General features: G+C 72.4%; 16 protein-coding genes and 1 riboswitch. Of the genes, 12 read left to right on the top strand and 4 right to left on the bottom strand.

The window, feature by feature from the left end; all coding sequences use genetic code 11:
* Positions 1-17: 17 nt before the first annotated feature.
* Entirely contained in the window at positions 18-830 is an 813-nt protein-coding gene (locus BJ964_RS03530; protein ID WP_188119331.1) for a hypothetical protein, read from the top strand.
* Here BJ964_RS03530 and BJ964_RS03525 read toward each other — a convergent pair.
* Positions 793-1,293, bottom strand: coding sequence for a DUF3093 domain-containing protein (locus tag BJ964_RS03525; RefSeq protein WP_188119330.1), 501 nt, complete (start codon positions 1,291-1,293; stop codon positions 793-795). The two genes, BJ964_RS03530 and BJ964_RS03525, sit on opposite strands and share 38 nt — an antisense overlap.
* A gap of 93 nt (positions 1,294-1,386) precedes the next feature.
* On the opposite strand from BJ964_RS03525, the gene dut reads away from it, so the two are divergent.
* From dut to BJ964_RS03505, 4 genes are all read left to right on the top strand, one after another.
* Entirely contained in the window at positions 1,387-1,839 is a 453-nt protein-coding gene (gene dut / locus BJ964_RS03520; RefSeq protein ID WP_188119329.1) for a dUTP diphosphatase, read from the top strand.
* A 29-nt stretch (positions 1,840-1,868) separates the two neighbouring features.
* A complete protein-coding gene (locus BJ964_RS03515) occupies positions 1,869-2,543 on the top strand; it encodes a DUF3710 domain-containing protein (RefSeq protein WP_188119328.1) in 675 nt (224 codons plus the stop codon).
* A gap of 88 nt (positions 2,544-2,631) precedes the next feature.
* Positions 2,632-3,009, top strand: a complete 378-nt coding sequence (locus tag BJ964_RS03510) for an OB-fold nucleic acid binding domain-containing protein (RefSeq protein WP_188119327.1) — start codon at positions 2,632-2,634, stop codon at positions 3,007-3,009.
* Between the two features lie 122 nt (positions 3,010-3,131).
* On the top strand, positions 3,132-3,824 hold the full coding sequence (locus BJ964_RS03505) for a DUF3159 domain-containing protein (protein ID WP_407650831.1): 693 nt from the start codon (positions 3,132-3,134) through the stop codon (positions 3,822-3,824).
* Here BJ964_RS03505 and BJ964_RS03500 read toward each other — a convergent pair.
* Both BJ964_RS03500 and BJ964_RS03495 read right to left on the bottom strand, forming a co-directional pair.
* The gene (locus BJ964_RS03500; RefSeq protein WP_188126771.1) at positions 3,821-4,489 is read right to left on the bottom strand and encodes a potassium channel family protein; all 669 of its coding nucleotides are present in this window, start codon (positions 4,487-4,489) and stop codon (positions 3,821-3,823) included. The genes BJ964_RS03505 and BJ964_RS03500 overlap by 4 nt on opposite strands.
* Entirely contained in the window at positions 4,486-5,151 is a 666-nt protein-coding gene (locus BJ964_RS03495) for a potassium channel family protein (protein WP_188119325.1), read from the bottom strand. Before BJ964_RS03495 ends, BJ964_RS03500 begins: the two co-directional genes overlap by 4 nt.
* A 113-nt stretch (positions 5,152-5,264) precedes the next feature.
* Here BJ964_RS03495 and BJ964_RS03490 point away from each other — a divergent pair, with 113 nt between their 5' ends.
* Together BJ964_RS03490 and BJ964_RS03485 are read left to right on the top strand one after the other, a co-directional pair.
* Positions 5,265-7,286 (top strand): APC family permease, encoded by a 2,022-nt coding sequence (locus tag BJ964_RS03490; RefSeq protein WP_188119324.1) that lies wholly within the window; start codon positions 5,265-5,267, stop codon positions 7,284-7,286.
* Entirely contained in the window at positions 7,283-8,560 is a 1,278-nt protein-coding gene (locus BJ964_RS03485) for a class I SAM-dependent RNA methyltransferase (RefSeq protein WP_188119323.1), read from the top strand. The genes BJ964_RS03490 and BJ964_RS03485 overlap by 4 nt, the downstream gene beginning before the upstream one ends.
* 313 nt (positions 8,561-8,873) lie before the next feature.
* Here BJ964_RS03485 and BJ964_RS03480 read toward each other — a convergent pair whose 3' ends face one another.
* Positions 8,874-9,734, bottom strand: a complete 861-nt coding sequence (locus tag BJ964_RS03480) for a bifunctional 5,10-methylenetetrahydrofolate dehydrogenase/5,10-methenyltetrahydrofolate cyclohydrolase (RefSeq protein ID WP_188119322.1) — start codon at positions 9,732-9,734, stop codon at positions 8,874-8,876.
* A 13-nt stretch (positions 9,735-9,747) separates the two neighbouring features.
* A riboswitch (ZMP/ZTP riboswitch) is annotated at positions 9,748-9,830 on the bottom strand.
* 142 nt (positions 9,831-9,972) lie between these two features.
* On the opposite strand from BJ964_RS03480, the gene dxs reads away from it, so the two are divergent.
* Genes dxs through BJ964_RS03455 form a run of 5 tightly spaced genes read left to right on the top strand, consistent with a single transcriptional unit; the run spans position 9,973 to position 16,639 of the window.
* Positions 9,973-11,886 carry a 1-deoxy-D-xylulose-5-phosphate synthase gene (gene dxs / locus BJ964_RS03475; protein WP_188119321.1) on the top strand — a complete coding sequence of 638 codons (1,914 nt, stop codon included), beginning with the start codon at positions 9,973-9,975 and terminating at the stop codon, positions 11,884-11,886.
* Positions 11,887-11,902: 16 nt separating this feature from the next.
* Positions 11,903-13,210, top strand: a complete 1,308-nt coding sequence (locus BJ964_RS03470; RefSeq protein WP_188119320.1) for an outer membrane protein assembly factor BamB family protein — start codon at positions 11,903-11,905, stop codon at positions 13,208-13,210.
* 16 nt (positions 13,211-13,226) lie between these two features.
* A complete protein-coding gene (locus BJ964_RS03465; protein ID WP_188119319.1) occupies positions 13,227-14,579 on the top strand; it encodes an outer membrane protein assembly factor BamB family protein in 1,353 nt (450 codons plus the stop codon).
* A gap of 26 nt (positions 14,580-14,605) precedes the next feature.
* The gene (locus BJ964_RS49000) at positions 14,606-15,904 is read left to right on the top strand and encodes a PQQ-binding-like beta-propeller repeat protein (protein WP_188119318.1); all 1,299 of its coding nucleotides are present in this window, start codon (positions 14,606-14,608) and stop codon (positions 15,902-15,904) included.
* Positions 15,905-15,964: 60 nt separating this feature from the next.
* The gene (locus BJ964_RS03455) at positions 15,965-16,639 is read left to right on the top strand and encodes a response regulator transcription factor (protein ID WP_188119317.1); all 675 of its coding nucleotides are present in this window, start codon (positions 15,965-15,967) and stop codon (positions 16,637-16,639) included.
* Positions 16,640-16,656: the final 17 nt, after the last annotated feature.

Here is a 16,656-nt window from a genome sequence, read left to right as displayed (position 1 = left end):
CCACGGGGAGGACGACGATGAGCCATCCGGATCGCGCGACCGAACCCGGCGCCGAGATCGAGCCCGTCGCGCCCCGTGCGCCGGAGGAGGTGGGCCGCACCGTCGCGGCCCTCACCGCCGACGATCTGGAGCAGGGCGGCCGGAGCCGGTTGCTCGGCCGGCTGGCCGGTCAACTGCGCGGGCGTGGGATCGGCCGGGTGTTCCGGCCGAGGGCGGCGCTGCGCTGGGTCACCGACACCGTCGCCGATCTGGCCCCGCACGTCCCGATCCGGGATCGGGAGACGCTGCGCCGGCACTTCCCCGGCATGGACGACGGGGAGCTGGCCGAGCGCCTGATCCGCAACGCCGCCCGGGCCACCGCCGGGGTGGGCGCTGCCGGGGGCGGCATCGCCTCGGTCGAGTGGGTCGCCGCCCCGACCCTGCTCTCCGTGCCGGTGCTGCTGGCCACCGAGACGGTCGCCGTGGTGGCGATCGAGATCAAGTTGATCGGGGAGCTCCACGAGCTGTACGGCCGGCCGATCGGCGGCGACGCCGGCGAGCGTGCTCTGCGCCTGATCGAGGCGTGGTCCGGGCAGCGCGGTGTCAACCCCAGGGTGCCCGGCGTCGGGGTCGCCACCGTGCTCAGCACGGCGTCCCGCAGCGAGTTGCAGAAATCGTTGATGAAGCGGTTCGGCCGCAACCTGACCACGCTGGGGCCGATGCTCACCGGCGCGGTGGTCGCGAGTTACCTGAACCGGCGGGCCACCCGGGCGGTCGGCGACAGGGTGCACGACGACCTGCGGAGGAAGGCCCTCAGGACGCCGCCCGCTCGGCCCGCGCTCGGCCGCTGACCTCGAGCAGGGCGGTGGCCAGCTCGACCGGGCGCCGGGTGCTCACCACCCAGAACGGGGTCGGGTCGGCCGGGTCGTCGAGCAGTACCTGCACCGCCGGGCCGATCCAGGCACGCTGCACCACGAAGGCCAGCGGGTGCGAGCCGACGCCCAGCGCCTCCCGCTTGCCGGCGGCGTCCAGCGCCACCACGCCGGAGATGAACTCGACCGGGAGCCGGGCGTCGTCCACCCGGAACTCCTCCGGCGTCACCTCGACGCGCAGCCGGTTCAGCGGGAGCAGCAGCAGGACACCGAGCGGGAGCAGCACCGCGAACGGCAGCCAGACGGGCAGGTCGGGCAGGCCCAGGACCAGTTCGACGGCGAGGATCGCGGCGGCGGCGAGACCGGCGGGCCAGGCCCACCACGGCAGGCTGAGGCGTTCCTGATGGGCCGCCACCGTGCGGACCGGGGACTCGGGTGTCACCCTCGAAGGGTACGGCGCGCCTCCGTGGCGGGGCGCGGCAGGATGGCAGGGTAAGTGCCGCCCGCAGTGCCTGTGCCAGTGAGGAACCCCGACGTGCCCGACGTGAACATCCAGGTCCTCCGGATCGACCCGGACCTGCCCGTACCGGCCTACGCCCACCCTGGGGACGCCGGCGCGGACCTGTTCGCGGCCGAGGAGGTGGAGCTCGTCCCGGGCGCCCGGGCGAAGGTGCGCACCGGGATCGCGATCGCCCTGCCGGACGGCTTCGTGGGCCTGGTGCACCCACGCTCCGGGCTCGCCGCGCGCCTGGGCGTGACGGTCCTCAACGCGCCCGGTACGGTCGACGCCGGCTACCGCGGCGAGATCCTGGTGAACCTGATCAACCATGATCGGCAGAACACCGTCAAGATCTCCCGGGGCGACCGGATCGCCCAGCTCGTCGTTCAGCGGGTGGAGCGGGCGGTGTTCCACGAGGTGGACACGCTCGACGACACGGCGCGGGGCGCGGGCGGGCACGGTTCGACCGGCGGCCACCAGGCCCTCTGAGCCCCGAAGAGAAGGAAAGGCTGGCAGTGATGTTCTCCCGTAAGCGTGGTGCCGCGAAGCACGTCCGGGCGGCCGACGCGCCGCCCTCCAAGGCGCTTGCCGACAGCCTCGCCTCCGACGGTGCGGCGCCGGCGCCCGAGTTCGGGCCGTGGGACGCCGCACACGCCCCGGCCGGGGTGCGGCGGCTCGATCTGGGCAGCCTCCAGATCCCCGCGCTCGACGGCGTCGAGGTCCGGGTGCAGGCGAACCCGGACGGCAGTGTGGAGCAGATCGTCCTGGTCGACGGCGAGAGCGCCCTGCAACTCGGGGTGTTCGCCGCGCCGCGTACCGAGGGCATCTGGGTCGACGTGCGTGAGGAGATCGCCCAGGCGATGGCCGCGGACGGGGTCGCCCCGCGCGAGGTCCAGGGACGGTACGGCGTGGAGCTGCTGGCCCGGGTGAACACCCCGGACGGCCCGGCGGACGTCCGGTTCGTCGGCGTGGACGGGCCCCGCTGGATGGTCCGGGCGCTGTTCCAGGGCGCGGCCGCCGCCTCGCCGGGGAGCGAGGGCGTGCTCGGCGAGGTGCTCTCCGGTCTGGTCGTGGTCCGGGACAACGAGCCCCGCCCGGTGCGTGAGCCGCTGCCGCTGCGCCTGCCGAAGGAGATGGCCGAGCAGGGCCAGGCCGCGGCCCAGCGGGCGGCGAACGGCAGTCAGCCGGAGTGACCTAGATCACCGGGGCGCTCCGGGCGTAGCGTGGACGTCCGGCACACGCGCACACTGCGTCGCGTCGACGAAGGGTGACGGCGAAGTCATGACGACCGAAGAGCGCACCGGACTACGCCGGTTCCTGGACCGGTTGACGGCGACCGATTCCGAGCTGGACGCGAGGGAGTTGCAGCGGGACAGCGCCAAGTGCGGCGCCGTCCCGGTGGACGGCTGCCGGCGCGGACAGGTCGTCTCGGTGTCGGGACGACTGCGGACGGTGGCGTACACTCCTCGCACCAACCTGCCGACGCTCGAGGCCGACCTCTACGACGGCAGTGACGTGGTCACGCTGGTCTTCCTGGGGCGCCGGTCCATCTCCGGCATCGAACCGGGGCGTCAGCTCACCGCGCGAGGCCGGATCGCGATCCGGGACGACCGCAAGGTGATCTACAACCCCTACTACGAGCTGGAGGCGCCCCGGTGACATCCGGAAGCGAGCCGCGCCACGCCGCGCACGAGTCGGTCGAGGAGCGGCTCTCCGAGATGTTCGACTCCGCCGAGGAGAAGATCGCCGAGGAGATCATCGCGGAGCACGACCTCCACGAGATGAAGCCGGCCGGGAAGCCCGGTGACGACGAGGAGCCGCTCCCGTCGATGAGCGAGCAGATCGCCGAGCAGCTCGGCGGTGTCCGCGGCCTCATCGAGTCGAGCGTTCCGGTGCTCGCCTTCGTCCTGCTCAACGTGCTGCTCGGCGAGTCCGTGGCGGGGCTGGAGAAACGGACCGCCCTGTTGTGGGCGATCATCGGCTCGGTCGGTTCGGCGCTGGCCATCGGCGCGGTGCGGCTGGCCCGCCGGCAGCCGGTCCGGCACGCGGTCAACGGCCTCTTCGGCATCGCGCTCGGCGCCTGGCTGGCCTGGCGCAGCGGCGACGCCAAGGACTTCTACCTGCCCGGCATCCTGCTGACCTTCGGTCAGGCGGCGGTGCTGCTGGTCTCGGTGACGGTCCGCAAACCCCTGATCGGGTACGCCTGGGGCATCATGGCCAACAAGGGCAAGCAGGACTGGTTCGACAACGGCCCGCTCTTCCGTACCTTCCAGTGGCTGACCGTGCTCTGGGCCGTCTCGCTCAGCACGCGCGCCGGCATCCAGGCGGTCCTCTACGCGATGGACAAGGCGAACGCGCTCGGCATCGTGCGCATCCTGGTGAGCTGGCCGATCTACGCCGCCACGTTCGCCTTCACCATCTGGGCCATCCACCGGGTGACGTCGGCGCAGCGCCGGGACACCGCCGTCGCCTAGTCGGAGCCGAGGACCACGGCGCGGACCTGGTCCTCCACCTCGGCGGTGCACACGAAGATCAGCTCGTCGCCGGCCTCCAGCGGATCGTCGGGGGTCGGCACCACCACCCGCTTGCCGCGCAGGATGGCGACCAGGGCGGCATCCCGCGGCATCGGCACCGAGCGGACCGGCTGGCCCTCGTAGGGCGCGTTCTTCGGCAGGGTGATCTCCACGAGGTTCGCCTCGCCCTGCCGGAAGGTCATCAGCCGGACCAGGTCGCCGACCGTCACCGCCTCCTCGACCAGGGCGGCCATCAGGCGGGGCTTGCTCACCGAGACGTCGACGCCCCACTGCTCGTTGAAGAGCCACTCGTTCTCCGCCCGGTTCACCCGGGCGACCACCCGGGGCACCGCGAACTCGGTCTTGGCCAGCAGCGACACCACCAGGTTGGCCTTGTCGTCGCCGGTGGCCGCGACCACCACGTCACAACCGGCCAGGTCGGCGTCCTCCAGGCTGCTCAGCTCGCAGGCGTCGGCGAGCACCCAGCGGGCCTCCGGCACCCGCTCCGGGCACAACTGCCGGGGCTGCCGCTCGATCAGCATGACCTCGTGACCGTTGCCGATCAGTTCCTGGGCGATGGACCGGCCCACGTTGCCGGCGCCGGCGATGGCGATCCGCACGATCAGTTCCCTTCCTTGTCGGCGCCCTGGGCGATGTCCAGCACCTGCTCCACGGTCTCGTCGGTGACGATCATGTAGACCTGGTCGCCGTCCTGGAGGACGGTGGACGGCACGGCGAGGGTGCCCACCCCGAAGCGGACCAGGTAGGCCACCCGGGCGCCGGTCCGGTCCTCCAGCGTCTTGACCGTGCGGCCGACCCAGTCCCGGTGCAACGGGGTCTCCACGATGCTGACCACGCTGGTCGGGTCGCGGAACACCTCGACCCGGTCCGAGGGCACCAGGAACCGGTACATCCGGTCGGCGGCCCACCGGATCGTCGCGATCGTCGGGATGCCCAGCCGCTCGTAGACCTGCGCGCGGCGGGAGTCGTAGATCCGGGCCACCACCCGGGAGACGCCGAACGTCTCGCGGGCCAGGCGGGCCGAGATGATGTTCGAGTTGTCGCCGCTGGAGACCGCCGCGAAGGCGTCCGCCCGCTCGATGCCGGCGGCGCGCAGCACGTCCCGGTCGAAGCCGATGCCGTTGACCGTGACGCCGCCGAAGTTGTCCCCGAGACGCCGGAACGCGTCGGCGTCCCGGTCGATCACCGCGACCTGGTGACCCTGAGCGTCGAGCTTCTGGGCCAGCGTCGAACCGAGCCGGCCACACCCCATGATCACCACGTGCACGGTCCGTGCCCTCCCGATTCAGTACCGATCAGTGTGAGCCTGCCATGCCGCTGTTGCGAGCGCTGTCCGGGGCGGACCACACGCCGAAAGGTCCGCCCGTACGCTTGGCACTCGTGGCAAGTACCACCTCCCTAGCCAAACGGCTGCTCCTGGGCCGGCCGTTCCGCTCGGACAAGCTCCAGCACACGCTGCTGCCCAAGCGGATCGCCCTGCCCGTCTTCGCGAGCGACGCGCTGTCCAGCGTGGCGTACGCGCCCGACGAGATCCTGCTGACGTTGTCGATCGCCGGCGCCGCGGCGTACGCCTTCTCTCCCTGGGTGACGCTGGCCGTCGCGGTGGTGATGGTGACGGTGGTCGCCAGCTACCGGCAGAACGTGCACGCCTACCCGTCCGGCGGCGGCGACTACGAGGTGGCCACGGTCAACCTCGGGCCGAAGGCCGGGCTCGGCGTCGCCAGCGCGCTGCTGGTCGACTACATCCTCACGGTCGCGGTGTCGATCTCCTCCGGGGTGAGCAACCTGGGTTCGGTGGTCCCCTGGGTCGCCACCCACAAGGTGCCCATCGCCATCCTCGCGATCGTCCTGCTCAGCGCGCTCAACCTGCGTGGCCTGCGGGAGTCCGGCGCGGCCTTCGCGGTTCCCACCTACCTGTTCATCGTGGTCATCGTCGGCATGATCCTCATCGGGGTGTTCCGGGTCTTCGTGCTCGGCGAGGACCTGCGGGCGCCCAGCGCGGGCCTGACGATCGACGCCGAGGAACACCATCTGACCCAGATGGCGTTCGCCTTCCTGCTGCTTCGGACGTTCTCCTCGGGCTGCGCCGCGCTCACCGGCGTGGAGGCGATCTCCAACGGGGTGCCCGCCTTCAAGAAGCCGAAGAGCAAGAACGCGGCGACCACCCTGATGCTGCTCGGCGGGCTCGCGATCGTCATGCTCTCGGGCATCATCCTGCTGGCCCAGCGCACGAAGTTGCAGTATGTGGAGGACCCGCTGCTGCAGATCGTGCCGAACGCCGCGTCCGAGGGCTACGTCCAGAAGACGGTCACCACCCAGCTCGCCGAGACCGTCTTCGGATCCGGTTCGTTCATGCTGTACCTGGTCGGCGCGGTCACCGCCCTGATCCTCTTCCTGGCCGCGAACACCGCCTTCAACGGCTTCCCGGTGCTCGGCTCGATCCTCGCCCAGGACCGCTACCTGCCCCGCCAGTTGCACACCCGCGGCGACCGGCTGGCCTTCAGCAACGGCATCCTCTTCCTGGCGGGCGCCGCCATGGTGCTGATCGTGGCCTTCGAGGCCGAGGTCACCAGGCTGATCCAGCTGTACATCGTGGGCGTGTTCGTGTCGTTCACGCTGTCCCAGGCCGGCATGATCCGGCACTGGAACCGGCACCTGCGGACCCAGCGTGACCCGATCCGGCGCCGGCAGATGATCCGGTCCCGGGCGATCAACACGTTCGGCATGATCCTCACCGGCGCCGTGCTCATCGTCGTCCTGATCACCAAGTTCCTGCTCGGGGCGTGGATCGCGATCGCCGCCATGATCGTGATCTACGGGCTGATGGTCGCCATCCACCGGCACTACACCCGGGTCGCCGAGGAGCTCAAACCCACCGACGAGCGGCCCGTGCTGCCGTCCCGCAACCACGCCATCGTGCTGGTCAGCAAGGTGCACCAGCCGACCCTGCGTGCGCTCGCCTACGCGCAGGCCACCCGGCCGGACACGCTCACCGCGGTCACCGTCAACGTCGACGACAACGACACCCGGGCCATCCAGGCCGAGTGGGAACGGCGGCAGTTGCCGGTCGCGCTCACGGTGGTCGACTCGCCGTACCGGGAGATCACCCGGCCGATCATCGACTTCGTGAAGAACACCCGGCGCGCGTCACCGCGCGACGTGGTCACCGTCTTCGTCCCGGAGTACGTGGTGGGCCGCTGGTGGGAGAACCTGCTGCACAACCAGAGCGCGCTGCGGATCAAGGGCCGGCTGCTGTTCGAGCCCGGCGTGATGGTCACCAGCGTGCCCTGGCAGCTGCAATCCAGCCAGGACCGGGACCTCGACCGGATGGACCGGGGCCTCACCCGGGCGCCGGCTCGTGGACCGCGTATCCACGACGAGGAAGACGAGGCGCCACGATGACCGGTGCGATCATCGACGACCTGGTCGAGGGGGACCGGGTCGAGGTCACCGTGGGCGCGCCCGCGCACGGCGGGCACTGTGTCGCCCGGCTCGGCGGCCCGCACGGACGGGTGATCTTCGTCCGGCACGCCCTGCCCGGCGAGCGGGTCACCGCCGAGATCACCGAGCTGCACCGCGGATACCTGCGAGCCGACGCCGTGGAGATCCACGAGCCGTCCCCGGACCGGGTCACCCCGCCGTGCCCCTACGCCCATCCGGGCGGGTGCGGCGGCTGCGACCTCCAGCACGCCTCCGGCGAGGCCCAGCTGCGGTGGAAGGCCGAGGTGGTCCGGGAACAGCTGGTCCGTCTGGCCGGTCTCGACCCCGAGGGCATTTTCGTACGGGTGGAGCCGCTGCCCGCCAAGGATCCGCTGCTCGGATGGCGGACCCGGGTGCGGTACGCGGTCGACGCGGCCGGGCGCCCCGGGCTGTTGCAGCACCGGTCGCACCAGGTGGTGCCGATCGACCGCTGCCGGATCGCCCATCCGGCCATCCAGGACCTGGACGTGCTCGCCGGGGACTGGCCCGACGTCGACGCGGTGCAGGCCGTCGCCTCCACCGGCGGGGACGTCGCGGTGCTGGGCCGCCCGTCCGGCACGGCCGGCCCGGCCCACGGCGACGACCTCGGGGAGGCGCCGGAGGGCGGCTCGCTGATCCGGCTCTCCGGACCGGCCGAGGTCACCGAGCAGGCGGCCGGACGGGCCTGGCGGATCCCGCCGCAGGGCTTCTGGCAGGTTCACCCGCAGGCCGCGGACACCCTGGTCACGGCGGTCCTGGAGATGCTGCGGCCGGCCGCCGGCGAGACCACCTGGGATCTGTACGGGGGCGCCGGCCTGTTCGCCGCCGCGATCGCCGGGCGGACCGGGGCCCGGGTGACCGTCGTCGAGTCGTCCCCGGCCGGGGTGGCCGCCGCCCGCGCCAACCTGGCCGACCTGCCCCACCTGGACATCGTCGAGGCCCGCGTGGAGGTGGCGCTGTCCCGGCGCCGCGTCGCCGGCCCGGTCGACCTGGTCGTCCTCGACCCGCCCCGGGCCGGCGCCGGCGCCCGGGTGGTCCGGGCCGTCGCGGCGGCCCGTCCGCGGGCCGTCGCCTACGTGGCCTGCGACCCGGCCGCCCTGGCCCGTGACCTGAAGACGTTCCGTGCCGAGGGCTGGCACGTCAAGGAAGTCCGTGCCTTCGACTGCTTCCCGATGACCCAGCACGTCGAGTGCGTGGCCCACCTGACCCCCGCCTGACCCACACCACACCACACCACCACGAAAGCACCCACACTCACGCAAAACGCCGCCGGTGTCGAGGCAAGCGATTTGCCGACGCAGCGGGGTGTGCTGTGGCGGGAAATCGCCTGCCTCGACACCGGTTACAAGGCGTTTTGCCGCGGAGCGAAGCGGAGCAATTAGGCCCAGCGTTTTGCCGCGGAGCGAAGCGGAGCAATCAGGCTCAGCCCGGCGGGCGCGGCAAAGGCGTGCCCCGGCAGCTGGATCGCGTGGAGCCGGCGGGACGGGGTGGATTTGGCGGGTGCGGCCCACCCCGTACCGATGAAGGGCTTTAGGGGTTTGCTCGTTCGGCGGCCGTTACCGCGTTGCGGAAGAGCATCGCGACGGTGGTCGGGCCGACGCCGCCGACACGGGGGGTGATGGCGCCGGCCACCTCGGCGCAGGACTCCTCGACGTCCGGGAGGAGGCGGCGGCCCTCGTAGCGGACGCCGGCGCCGATGACGACCGCGCCCGGCTTGACGTGTTCGGGCTTGACGATGCCGGGGACGCCGGCCGCGGCGATCAGGACGTCGGCCCGCTGGGTGTAGCGGGGCCAGTCCTTGACGCCGGTGTGCACCACGGTGACGGCGGCGTTGGCGGTCGGGCGTTTCTGCGCCAGCAGCATGGCGAGCGGGCGGCCCAGGGTGGCGCCGCGGCCCAGGATGACCACCTCGCGGCCGGAGATCTCGATGCCGTGGAAGGCGAGCAGCGCCTCGATGCCGGCCGGGGTGCAGGGGAGCGGGCCGGGCAGGCCGACGGCGAGCCGGCCCATGTTGAGCGGGTGCATGCCGTCGACGTCCTTGTCGGGGTCGAGGGTCTGCAGGGCCGCGTCGTAGTCCAGGTGGGCCGGGATCGGGTACTGGATGAGGACGCCGTGCACGTTCTTGTCGTCGTTGAAGTCGGCGATCACCTTGAGCAGGTCGGCCTGGGTGACGTCACCGCTCAGGTGCTGGTGCGGGGAGGAGAAGCCGAGTTCGGCGGCCTGCTTCTGCTTGATCCGGATGTAGCCGGCGCTGGCGTCGTCGTCACCGACCAGGATGGTGGCGAGGCTGGGCTGGATGCCGCGCTCCTGGAGACGTGCGACACGTTCGCGGACGTCGTCGAGGACCGATTCGGCGACCGGGGCGCCGGGCAGAAGACGTGCGGTGGACATGTGGACTCCTCGTGCGGGGAGCCCAGGCGGTCGACTCCTCGTGACGAGCTCCCCGATGGTTCGACCATCCCCGTGCCGCCAGTCGCTGTGTGCTCCCAGAATGCCCGAAGGTCGTGCCGGAGAACCAGCCGGGGGTTCGATTCGCGCCGGTCGGGGGAGGTCCCAATTGTGTGGAGGATTGGTGACGGTCCGTTCGCTCAAGTCGCGGCGCGGCGGGGCACCGATAGACTCTGCCCTCATGAGTGACTCCCCCTCGACCCCGGCCGGCCTGCTGAGCAGCATCACCGAACCCGGTGATCTCAAGCGACTGACCGCTGAGCAGTTGACCCTGCTCGCGGCCGAGATTCGTGACTTCCTGGTGGCCAAGGTCTCGCGCACCGGCGGTCATCTGGGTCCGAACCTGGGCGTGGTCGAGATGACCCTGGCGATGCACCGCGTCTTCGACTCCCCGCGCGACAAGATCCTCTTCGACACCGGCCATCAGGCGTATGTTCACAAGATCGTGACCGGCCGGCAGGACGGCTTCGACCTGCTCCGCCAGCGCGGTGGCCTGACCGGCTACCCGAGCCAGGCGGAGAGCGAGCACGACCTGATCGAGAATTCGCACGCCTCCACCGCCCTGTCGTACGCGGACGGCCTGGCCAAGGCGTTCACCCTGCGTGGCGAGGACCGGCACGTGGTGGCGGTCGTCGGTGACGGCGCGCTGACCGGCGGCATGTGCTGGGAGGCGCTGAACAACATCGCGGCCACCCGCAACCGCCTGGTGATCGTGGTCAACGACAACGGCCGCTCCTACGCGCCGACCATCGGCGGTCTCGCCGACCACCTGTCCACGCTGCGCCTCAACCCGGGCTACGAGAAGGTGCTCGACCTGGTCAAGGACGCGCTGGGCCAGACCCCGGTGGTGGGCAAGCCGGTCTTCGAGGTGCTGCACGCGGTCAAGAAGGGCATCAAGGACGCGATCAGCCCGCAGCCGATGTTCGAGGACCTGGGCCTGAAGTACATCGGCCCGGTCGACGGCCATGACCAGCAGGCCATGGAGTCGGCGCTGCGCCGGGCCAAGGGCTTCAACGCCCCGGTCATCGTGCACGCGGTCACGAAGAAGGGCTACGGCTACCTCCCCGCCGAGCAGGACGAGGCGGACTGCCTGCACGGCCCGGGCAGCGCGTTCGACGTGGAGACCGGCAAGCTGCTGGCCGCGCCGACGCTCAAGTGGACCAAGGTGTTCTCCGAGGAACTGGTCCGGATCGCCGACGAGCGCCCGGACATCGTGGGCATCACCGCGGCGATGGCCGAGCCGACCGGCATCGCGGCGCTGGCGAAGAAGTACCCGGAGCGGACGTACGACGTGGGCATCGCCGAGCAGCACGCGGCGACCTCCGCGGCCGGCCTGGCGATGGGCGGGCTGCACCCGGTGGTGGCGGTCTACGCGACGTTCCTGAACCGGGCCTTCGACCAGGTCCTGCTGGACGTGGCGATGCACCGCCTGCCGGTGACCTTCGTGCTGGACCGGGCCGGGATCACCGGGCCGGACGGGCCGAGCCACTACGGCATGTGGGACATGAGCGTCTTCGGCGTGGTCCCGGGGCTGCGGATCGCCGCCCCGCGGGACGCCGCCACCCTGCGCGAGGAGCTGCGCGAGGCGGTCGCGGTCGACGACGGGCCGACCATCGTGCGGTTCCCGACCGGCTCGGTCGCCCCGGACACCCCGGCGCTGCGCCGGGTGGGTCAGGTCGACGTGCTGCGTGAAAGCGACCGCCAGGACGTGCTGCTCGTGGCGGTGGGTTCGTTCGTGGGCCTGGCGCTGGACACCGCGGAGCGGCTCACCGAGCAGGGGTACGGCGTCACCGTCGTCGACCCGCGCTGGGTCCGCCCGGTGCCGATCGAACTGACCGGTCTGGCCGCCCAGCACCGCGCCGTGGTCACCCTGGAGGACGGGATCCGTACCGGTGGTGTGGGCGACGCGGTGGCCAGCGCGCTGCGGGACGCCGGTGTGGCCACCCCGCTGCGGGACTTCGGTGTGCCGGCCGGGTTCCACCCGCACGGCACCCGCGCCGAGATCCTGACCGCCCTGGGCCTGACCGCGCAGGACATCGCGCGGGACGTGACCGAGTGGGCGTCGAGCCTTGAGGCGAGCATTCCCGTTACATAATTGTTACCTTTGATGGATGAGCGCCTCCAGTGGGCCGGTCGTCATCGATCTGGGGCTGGAACGGGGTGAGCCGGAGACGTACCACCGGCCGGAGCGGCGGACCACGCCGCTCTGGCTCGGTCCGGCCCTCCTCGCCGTCCTACTGCTCTTCTCGGTCGCGGCCGCGGCGCCGCCGCCCGGCCCGCCGCTGTCCGAGCTGCTCCGGCTCGACATCAGCCCCGGCGACCCGGACACCCTGACCAGCGACGGTCGCCTGGTCATCCAGCGGGCCGGCGAGCTGAGCTCCTACGACCTGGAGACCGGCGAACAGCAGTGGCGGGTCGCGCAGGACATCCCGGTCTACCGGTTGCGCACCGGCGGCGGCCAGGTCCTGCTGCGCCCCTGGGCGCCGGGCCGGGGCGAACCCGGGACCACCGCGGTGTCCCTGCGGACCGGCGCCCGCACCTGGCACAACGAGCGCAACGTGATCACCTTCCCGGGCGACGACCTGATGCTCGCGGTCGAGGGCGTGCGCAGCCTGTCCGGCAACGGCCGCCGGGTGGAGAAGTGGATCGAGATGCTCGATCCGGCCGGCGGGGGCGCACGCTGGCGGCTCTGGGTGCCGTCCACCGCCGTGCTGCTCGCCGTGCCCGGCCCGCCCGGTGGACCCGGCCGGCTGCTGCTCGTCCGGGACGACCTGACGGCCCACGTGTACGAGGCGGCGACCGGCGCCCCGGTGGCCGTGCACCGGATGCCGCCCGCCAACTACGACCCGGAGAACCCGGTGGTCGCCGGTGGCCTGGTGCTGCTGCGGCATCCCGGGCCGTCCGGGATCGAGATCTCCGCCTACGACCCGCTGACCCTGCGGCCGATGTGGACCCAGCCGGCCACCGGCACCCGGGAGATCCAGGCGTGCGGGCCGCTGGCCTGCCTCATCGGGCTGGACGGGGTGCGGGCCATCGACCCGGCCACCGGCGACCAGCGCTGGCACCGGCCGGGCTGGCGATCCGTCGCGGAGTCCGGCGCCGGGCTGATCGCGTACGCCGACGGCCCCGAGTACCCGGCCGGGGTGGTCGACGCCCGGACCGGGCGGATGCTGGTCGACCTGAGCGGGTGGCGGCCGGTCGGCGGGGCGGCCGCCGGCGGGGAGCTGCTCGTGACCCGGGAGATCGGGCCGGGCCCGCGTACGATGGTCGCCGTCGCGGCCCCGGGCCTGCCCCATCCGCGCCTGCTCGCCGAGCTGCCCACCGGCACCGGGGAGTGTCAGACCGCCCCGGAGCGGCTGATCTGCCGGTCGGTGTACGGGGAGTTGGTCGTCTGGGCGTACCGGCCTCTGACGGCGTGAGCGAGGAGGGCGCGGCGTGACGTTGATCGAGCTGGACCGGGACGCCCCGCTCGATCCGGAACCGCCCCGCCGTACCCCGCCGCCCTGGCGCTACCGGCATCTCGGCCTGGCCCTGTCCGCCGTCCTGGCGGTGACCCTGGGCGGCGCGGCCCTCCCGGGCGGCACGTTCTGGCGCCATCTGGGCCTGATCCCGGCCTCGGCCGGCACCGACGCGCCGATCCAGCTGGCCGGCGGGCGGCTCTTCACGGTCGTCTCCTCCGGTCCGGAGCGGACGCTGACCGCCTGGGCCCTGAAGCCGGAGCCGTACCGGATGTGGAGCGCCGCACTGCCGGTCAGCGCCGACCACGACCCGGCCAGCGGCATCTTCGGGCCGGTCTCGGTACGGGCGGCCGGCGGGGTGCTGCTGGTCACCGACGGGCCGGGCCCGACCACGGCCATGGACCCGGAGAACGGGCGGGCCCTCTGGACCTCGGCGGCCCGGGTCACCACGGCCGGCGACACCGCGTTCACGGTGGACCGGATCTTCCGGCCCGGCACGCTCTACGACCAGGAGTCCGGCGACCCGGGCATGCTCTACTTCTCGGCCGACGGGCAGCCGCACACCGAGCCGCCGGAGCGCACCGAGGTGCGTGGCCTGGACCTCGGCACCGGGGAGACGCTGTGGACCGCGTCGTCGCCCGGCTCGGTCACCGCCGACCCGGTCGCCGGTTCGCCGCGGGCCGTCCTCGTCACCGCCTCCGAGCGGCTCACCCTGCTGGACGCGGCGACCGGCCGGGTGCTGCGCGAGAAGCCGTTGCGGCAGGTCGACGGCGCCGGGCCGAGCACCGCGTCGGTGCTCGGCGACCTGGCCCTGGTCGGCTACCAGGGCGCGAACGTGCAACTGGGCTACGACGCCCGCACGCTGGAGCGCCGCTGGAAGCGCCTGATCACCGACGATCCCGCGCCGGCCGACTGCACCGGGCTGCTCTGCTCCCGGGACAAGGCCGAGGTGTCGGTGGTCGATCCGGTCAGCGGAGAGCCGAAGTGGTTCGTCCCGGCCGAGATGAGCCTCAGCGCGCGGGCCGGGTACGTGCTGCTGGCCAGAGCGGAGACGGGTGCGCCGTGGCACCTGATCGACCCGGTCACCGCGGCGCCTCTGGTGAACCTGAAGGGCTGGACCGCGCCGGTGGACGGGACCTCCGACCGGGTGCTGCTGCTGCGCCGCCACGAGCGTGACGGCGGCCAGACCTTCGGGGCGGTGCTGGCCGGGGAGCCCGAGGTGAAGGTGCTCGGCCTGGCGGACGTGCACGGCGGGGACTGCGGTGGCGACGATCGATACGTAGTCTGTCGGGATACCGGGGGCCTGCGGGTCTGGGCGTACCGGACCTGACCGTTCGCCGGACCAGGGGACACCGCGTGATCGACCTCGGCGAGGTGCCGGCCGGTGCGCCGGACGAGACCGTGCTGCCGCGCGCGCCTCTGCCGTACCGATGGATTCTGGGTCCGCTCGCGGCGATCCTGCTGGCCGCGCTCGGTGGAGCGGTGCCACCCGCGGCGCCCCCGCCGCCACCCCAGGTCATCCCGCTCACCCTGCGTCACGCGATCCGGGTGGACGGCGACCGGCTCTACCTGATCGGGCCCGGCGAGCCGATCGGCAGCGAGGTGCGGACCCACACCATCCGCGCCTTCGCGCTGCCCGGCATGACCCTGTCCGGCACCTGGACGGCCCCGATCGCGGGGGACGTCCGCTCGCTCACCGACGCCGGCGACGGCATCCTGCTCATCTCCTCCAACACGCAGGACGGGGCAGGGGCGAGCGGGTTGATCGCCGTACGGGCCGGGTCGGCGGAGCCGCTCTGGCAGCGGGCGGCCGTCATGCTCGGCCTCTCCGGCGACCGGAGCACGGCCCTGGTCCACGACGACACCATCGACCCCGGCCTGGCGTCCTGGCACGGGCTGGATCCGCGGACCGGGAAACCGCGCTGGACGATGTCGCCGCCGCCACCGCCGGGCACGTGGGCGCTGCGGACCGGCTACTTCTACACCGTGTTCCCCGGTCTGATCCACACCTTGTGGCCGGACGGGCGGCTGGAGGCGCGGGAGACGCGTACCGGCGGGATCACCGCGTCCACCCGCACACCGCTGCCGGTGGACCGGGACACCGTGTTCCGGGTGGCGGGCGGCCTCCTCATCGTCACGCGCGGCGGCGACTCGATCGCCTACGACGACACCACCCTGGCCGAGCGCTGGCGGGCCGGGTCGCTGGTCGGCCCGGACGGGTACCTGCTGGACTGCCGTCCGGTGATCTGCGCCGTGCAGGGCGAGGACGGTCTCGCCGGCATCGACCCGGCCACCGGGCGTCAGGTGTGGCGGCGGGACGGCTGGGACAGCCACGAGCCGCTCGGCGACCACGTGATGCTGGGCGCGGCGAGCCGGGGGGATCCGGACCTGTCGGTGCTCGACTCGCGTACCGGCCGGATCACCGCCCGGGTGGGCGCCTGGATCAACGGTGGTCCCGGTCCGCGGCCCGGCACGGCCTACGTCCACCGCATCCTCTCGATCGACAACACCATGCGGTACGGGGTGCTCGATCTGACCACCGGGAAGGTCCGCCTGCTCGGTGGGGCGGCGTGGATCGCCGGTGGCTGCCGGTTCGGTTCGGGGGCGCTGATCTGCCGCCGGCTGGATGCGTCGGCCGCGGTCTGGCGCCTCTGACGCCGCTGGCCGCGGCTGGGTAGCCTGCACGTACGGCCGGGGTGTTTCGGGAGGTCTGCGGTGCGTGTGCTGGTGGTGGAGGACGAGCGGGACATGGCCGACGCGATCGTGCGGGGCCTGCGCCGCAAGGGGATGGCGGTGGACGTCGCCTACGACGGTCTCCAAGGTCACGAGATGGCCTACGTGACGCGGTATGACGTGGTCGTCCTCGACCGCGACCTGCCCGGCATGCACGGCGACGAGATCTGCGCGGCCCTGGTCGAGTCGGGCACGCTGACCCGGGTGCTGATGCTGACCGCCAGCTCGTCGGTGGACGACAAGGTAGAGGGCCTGGAGCTGGGCGCCGACGACTACCTGGCCAAGCCGTTCGACTTCAAGGAGCTGGTGGCCCGGGTGCAGGCGCTCGGCCGGCGGGCCACCCCGGTGGCGCCCCCGGTGCTCACCGCCGGCAATCTGGTGCTGGACCAGTCCCGTCGGGTGGTGACCCGGAGCGGGGCGCCGCTGGAGCTCACCAACAAGGAGTTCTGCGTCCTCGAGGAACTGCTCAAGGCCAAGGGCGGGGTGGTCTCCAGCGAGGAGCTGCTGGACCGGGTGTGGGACGCCAACACCGACCCCTTCACCACGACCGTACGTGTGACGATCAACACCCTGCGGAAGAAGCTGGGTGATCCGCCGCTGGTCGAGACCGTGGTGGGCGCCGGTTACCGGATCGCCGAACCGGTCGTGGCCTCGTGACCGTCTACCCCGGCGAC

The sequence above is a fragment of the Actinoplanes lobatus genome (assembly GCF_014205215.1).
GTDB classification, from domain to species: domain Bacteria; phylum Actinomycetota; class Actinomycetes; order Mycobacteriales; family Micromonosporaceae; genus Actinoplanes; species Actinoplanes lobatus.
Note: the sequence above shows the minus strand (reverse complement) of the source record. Positions and strands in the feature narration are given on the sequence as shown.

Excerpts from the sequence above, each read along its gene's own strand:
- BJ964_RS03530 (WP_188119331.1), top strand. The coding sequence starts at position 18 with ATGAGCCATCCGGATCGCGCGACCGAACCCGGCGCCGAGATCGAGCCC.
- BJ964_RS03515 (WP_188119328.1), top strand. The coding sequence starts at position 1,869 with ATGTTCTCCCGTAAGCGTGGTGCCGCGAAGCACGTCCGGGCGGCCGAC.
- BJ964_RS03510 (WP_188119327.1), top strand. The coding sequence starts at position 2,632 with ATGACGACCGAAGAGCGCACCGGACTACGCCGGTTCCTGGACCGGTTG.
- BJ964_RS03505 (WP_407650831.1), top strand. The coding sequence starts at position 3,132 with ATGAAGCCGGCCGGGAAGCCCGGTGACGACGAGGAGCCGCTCCCGTCG.
- BJ964_RS03485 (WP_188119323.1), top strand. The coding sequence starts at position 7,283 with ATGACCGGTGCGATCATCGACGACCTGGTCGAGGGGGACCGGGTCGAG.
- BJ964_RS03480 (WP_188119322.1), bottom strand. The coding sequence starts at position 9,734 with ATGTCCACCGCACGTCTTCTGCCCGGCGCCCCGGTCGCCGAATCGGTC.
- dxs (WP_188119321.1), top strand. The coding sequence starts at position 9,973 with ATGAGTGACTCCCCCTCGACCCCGGCCGGCCTGCTGAGCAGCATCACC.
- BJ964_RS03470 (WP_188119320.1), top strand. The coding sequence starts at position 11,903 with ATGAGCGCCTCCAGTGGGCCGGTCGTCATCGATCTGGGGCTGGAACGG.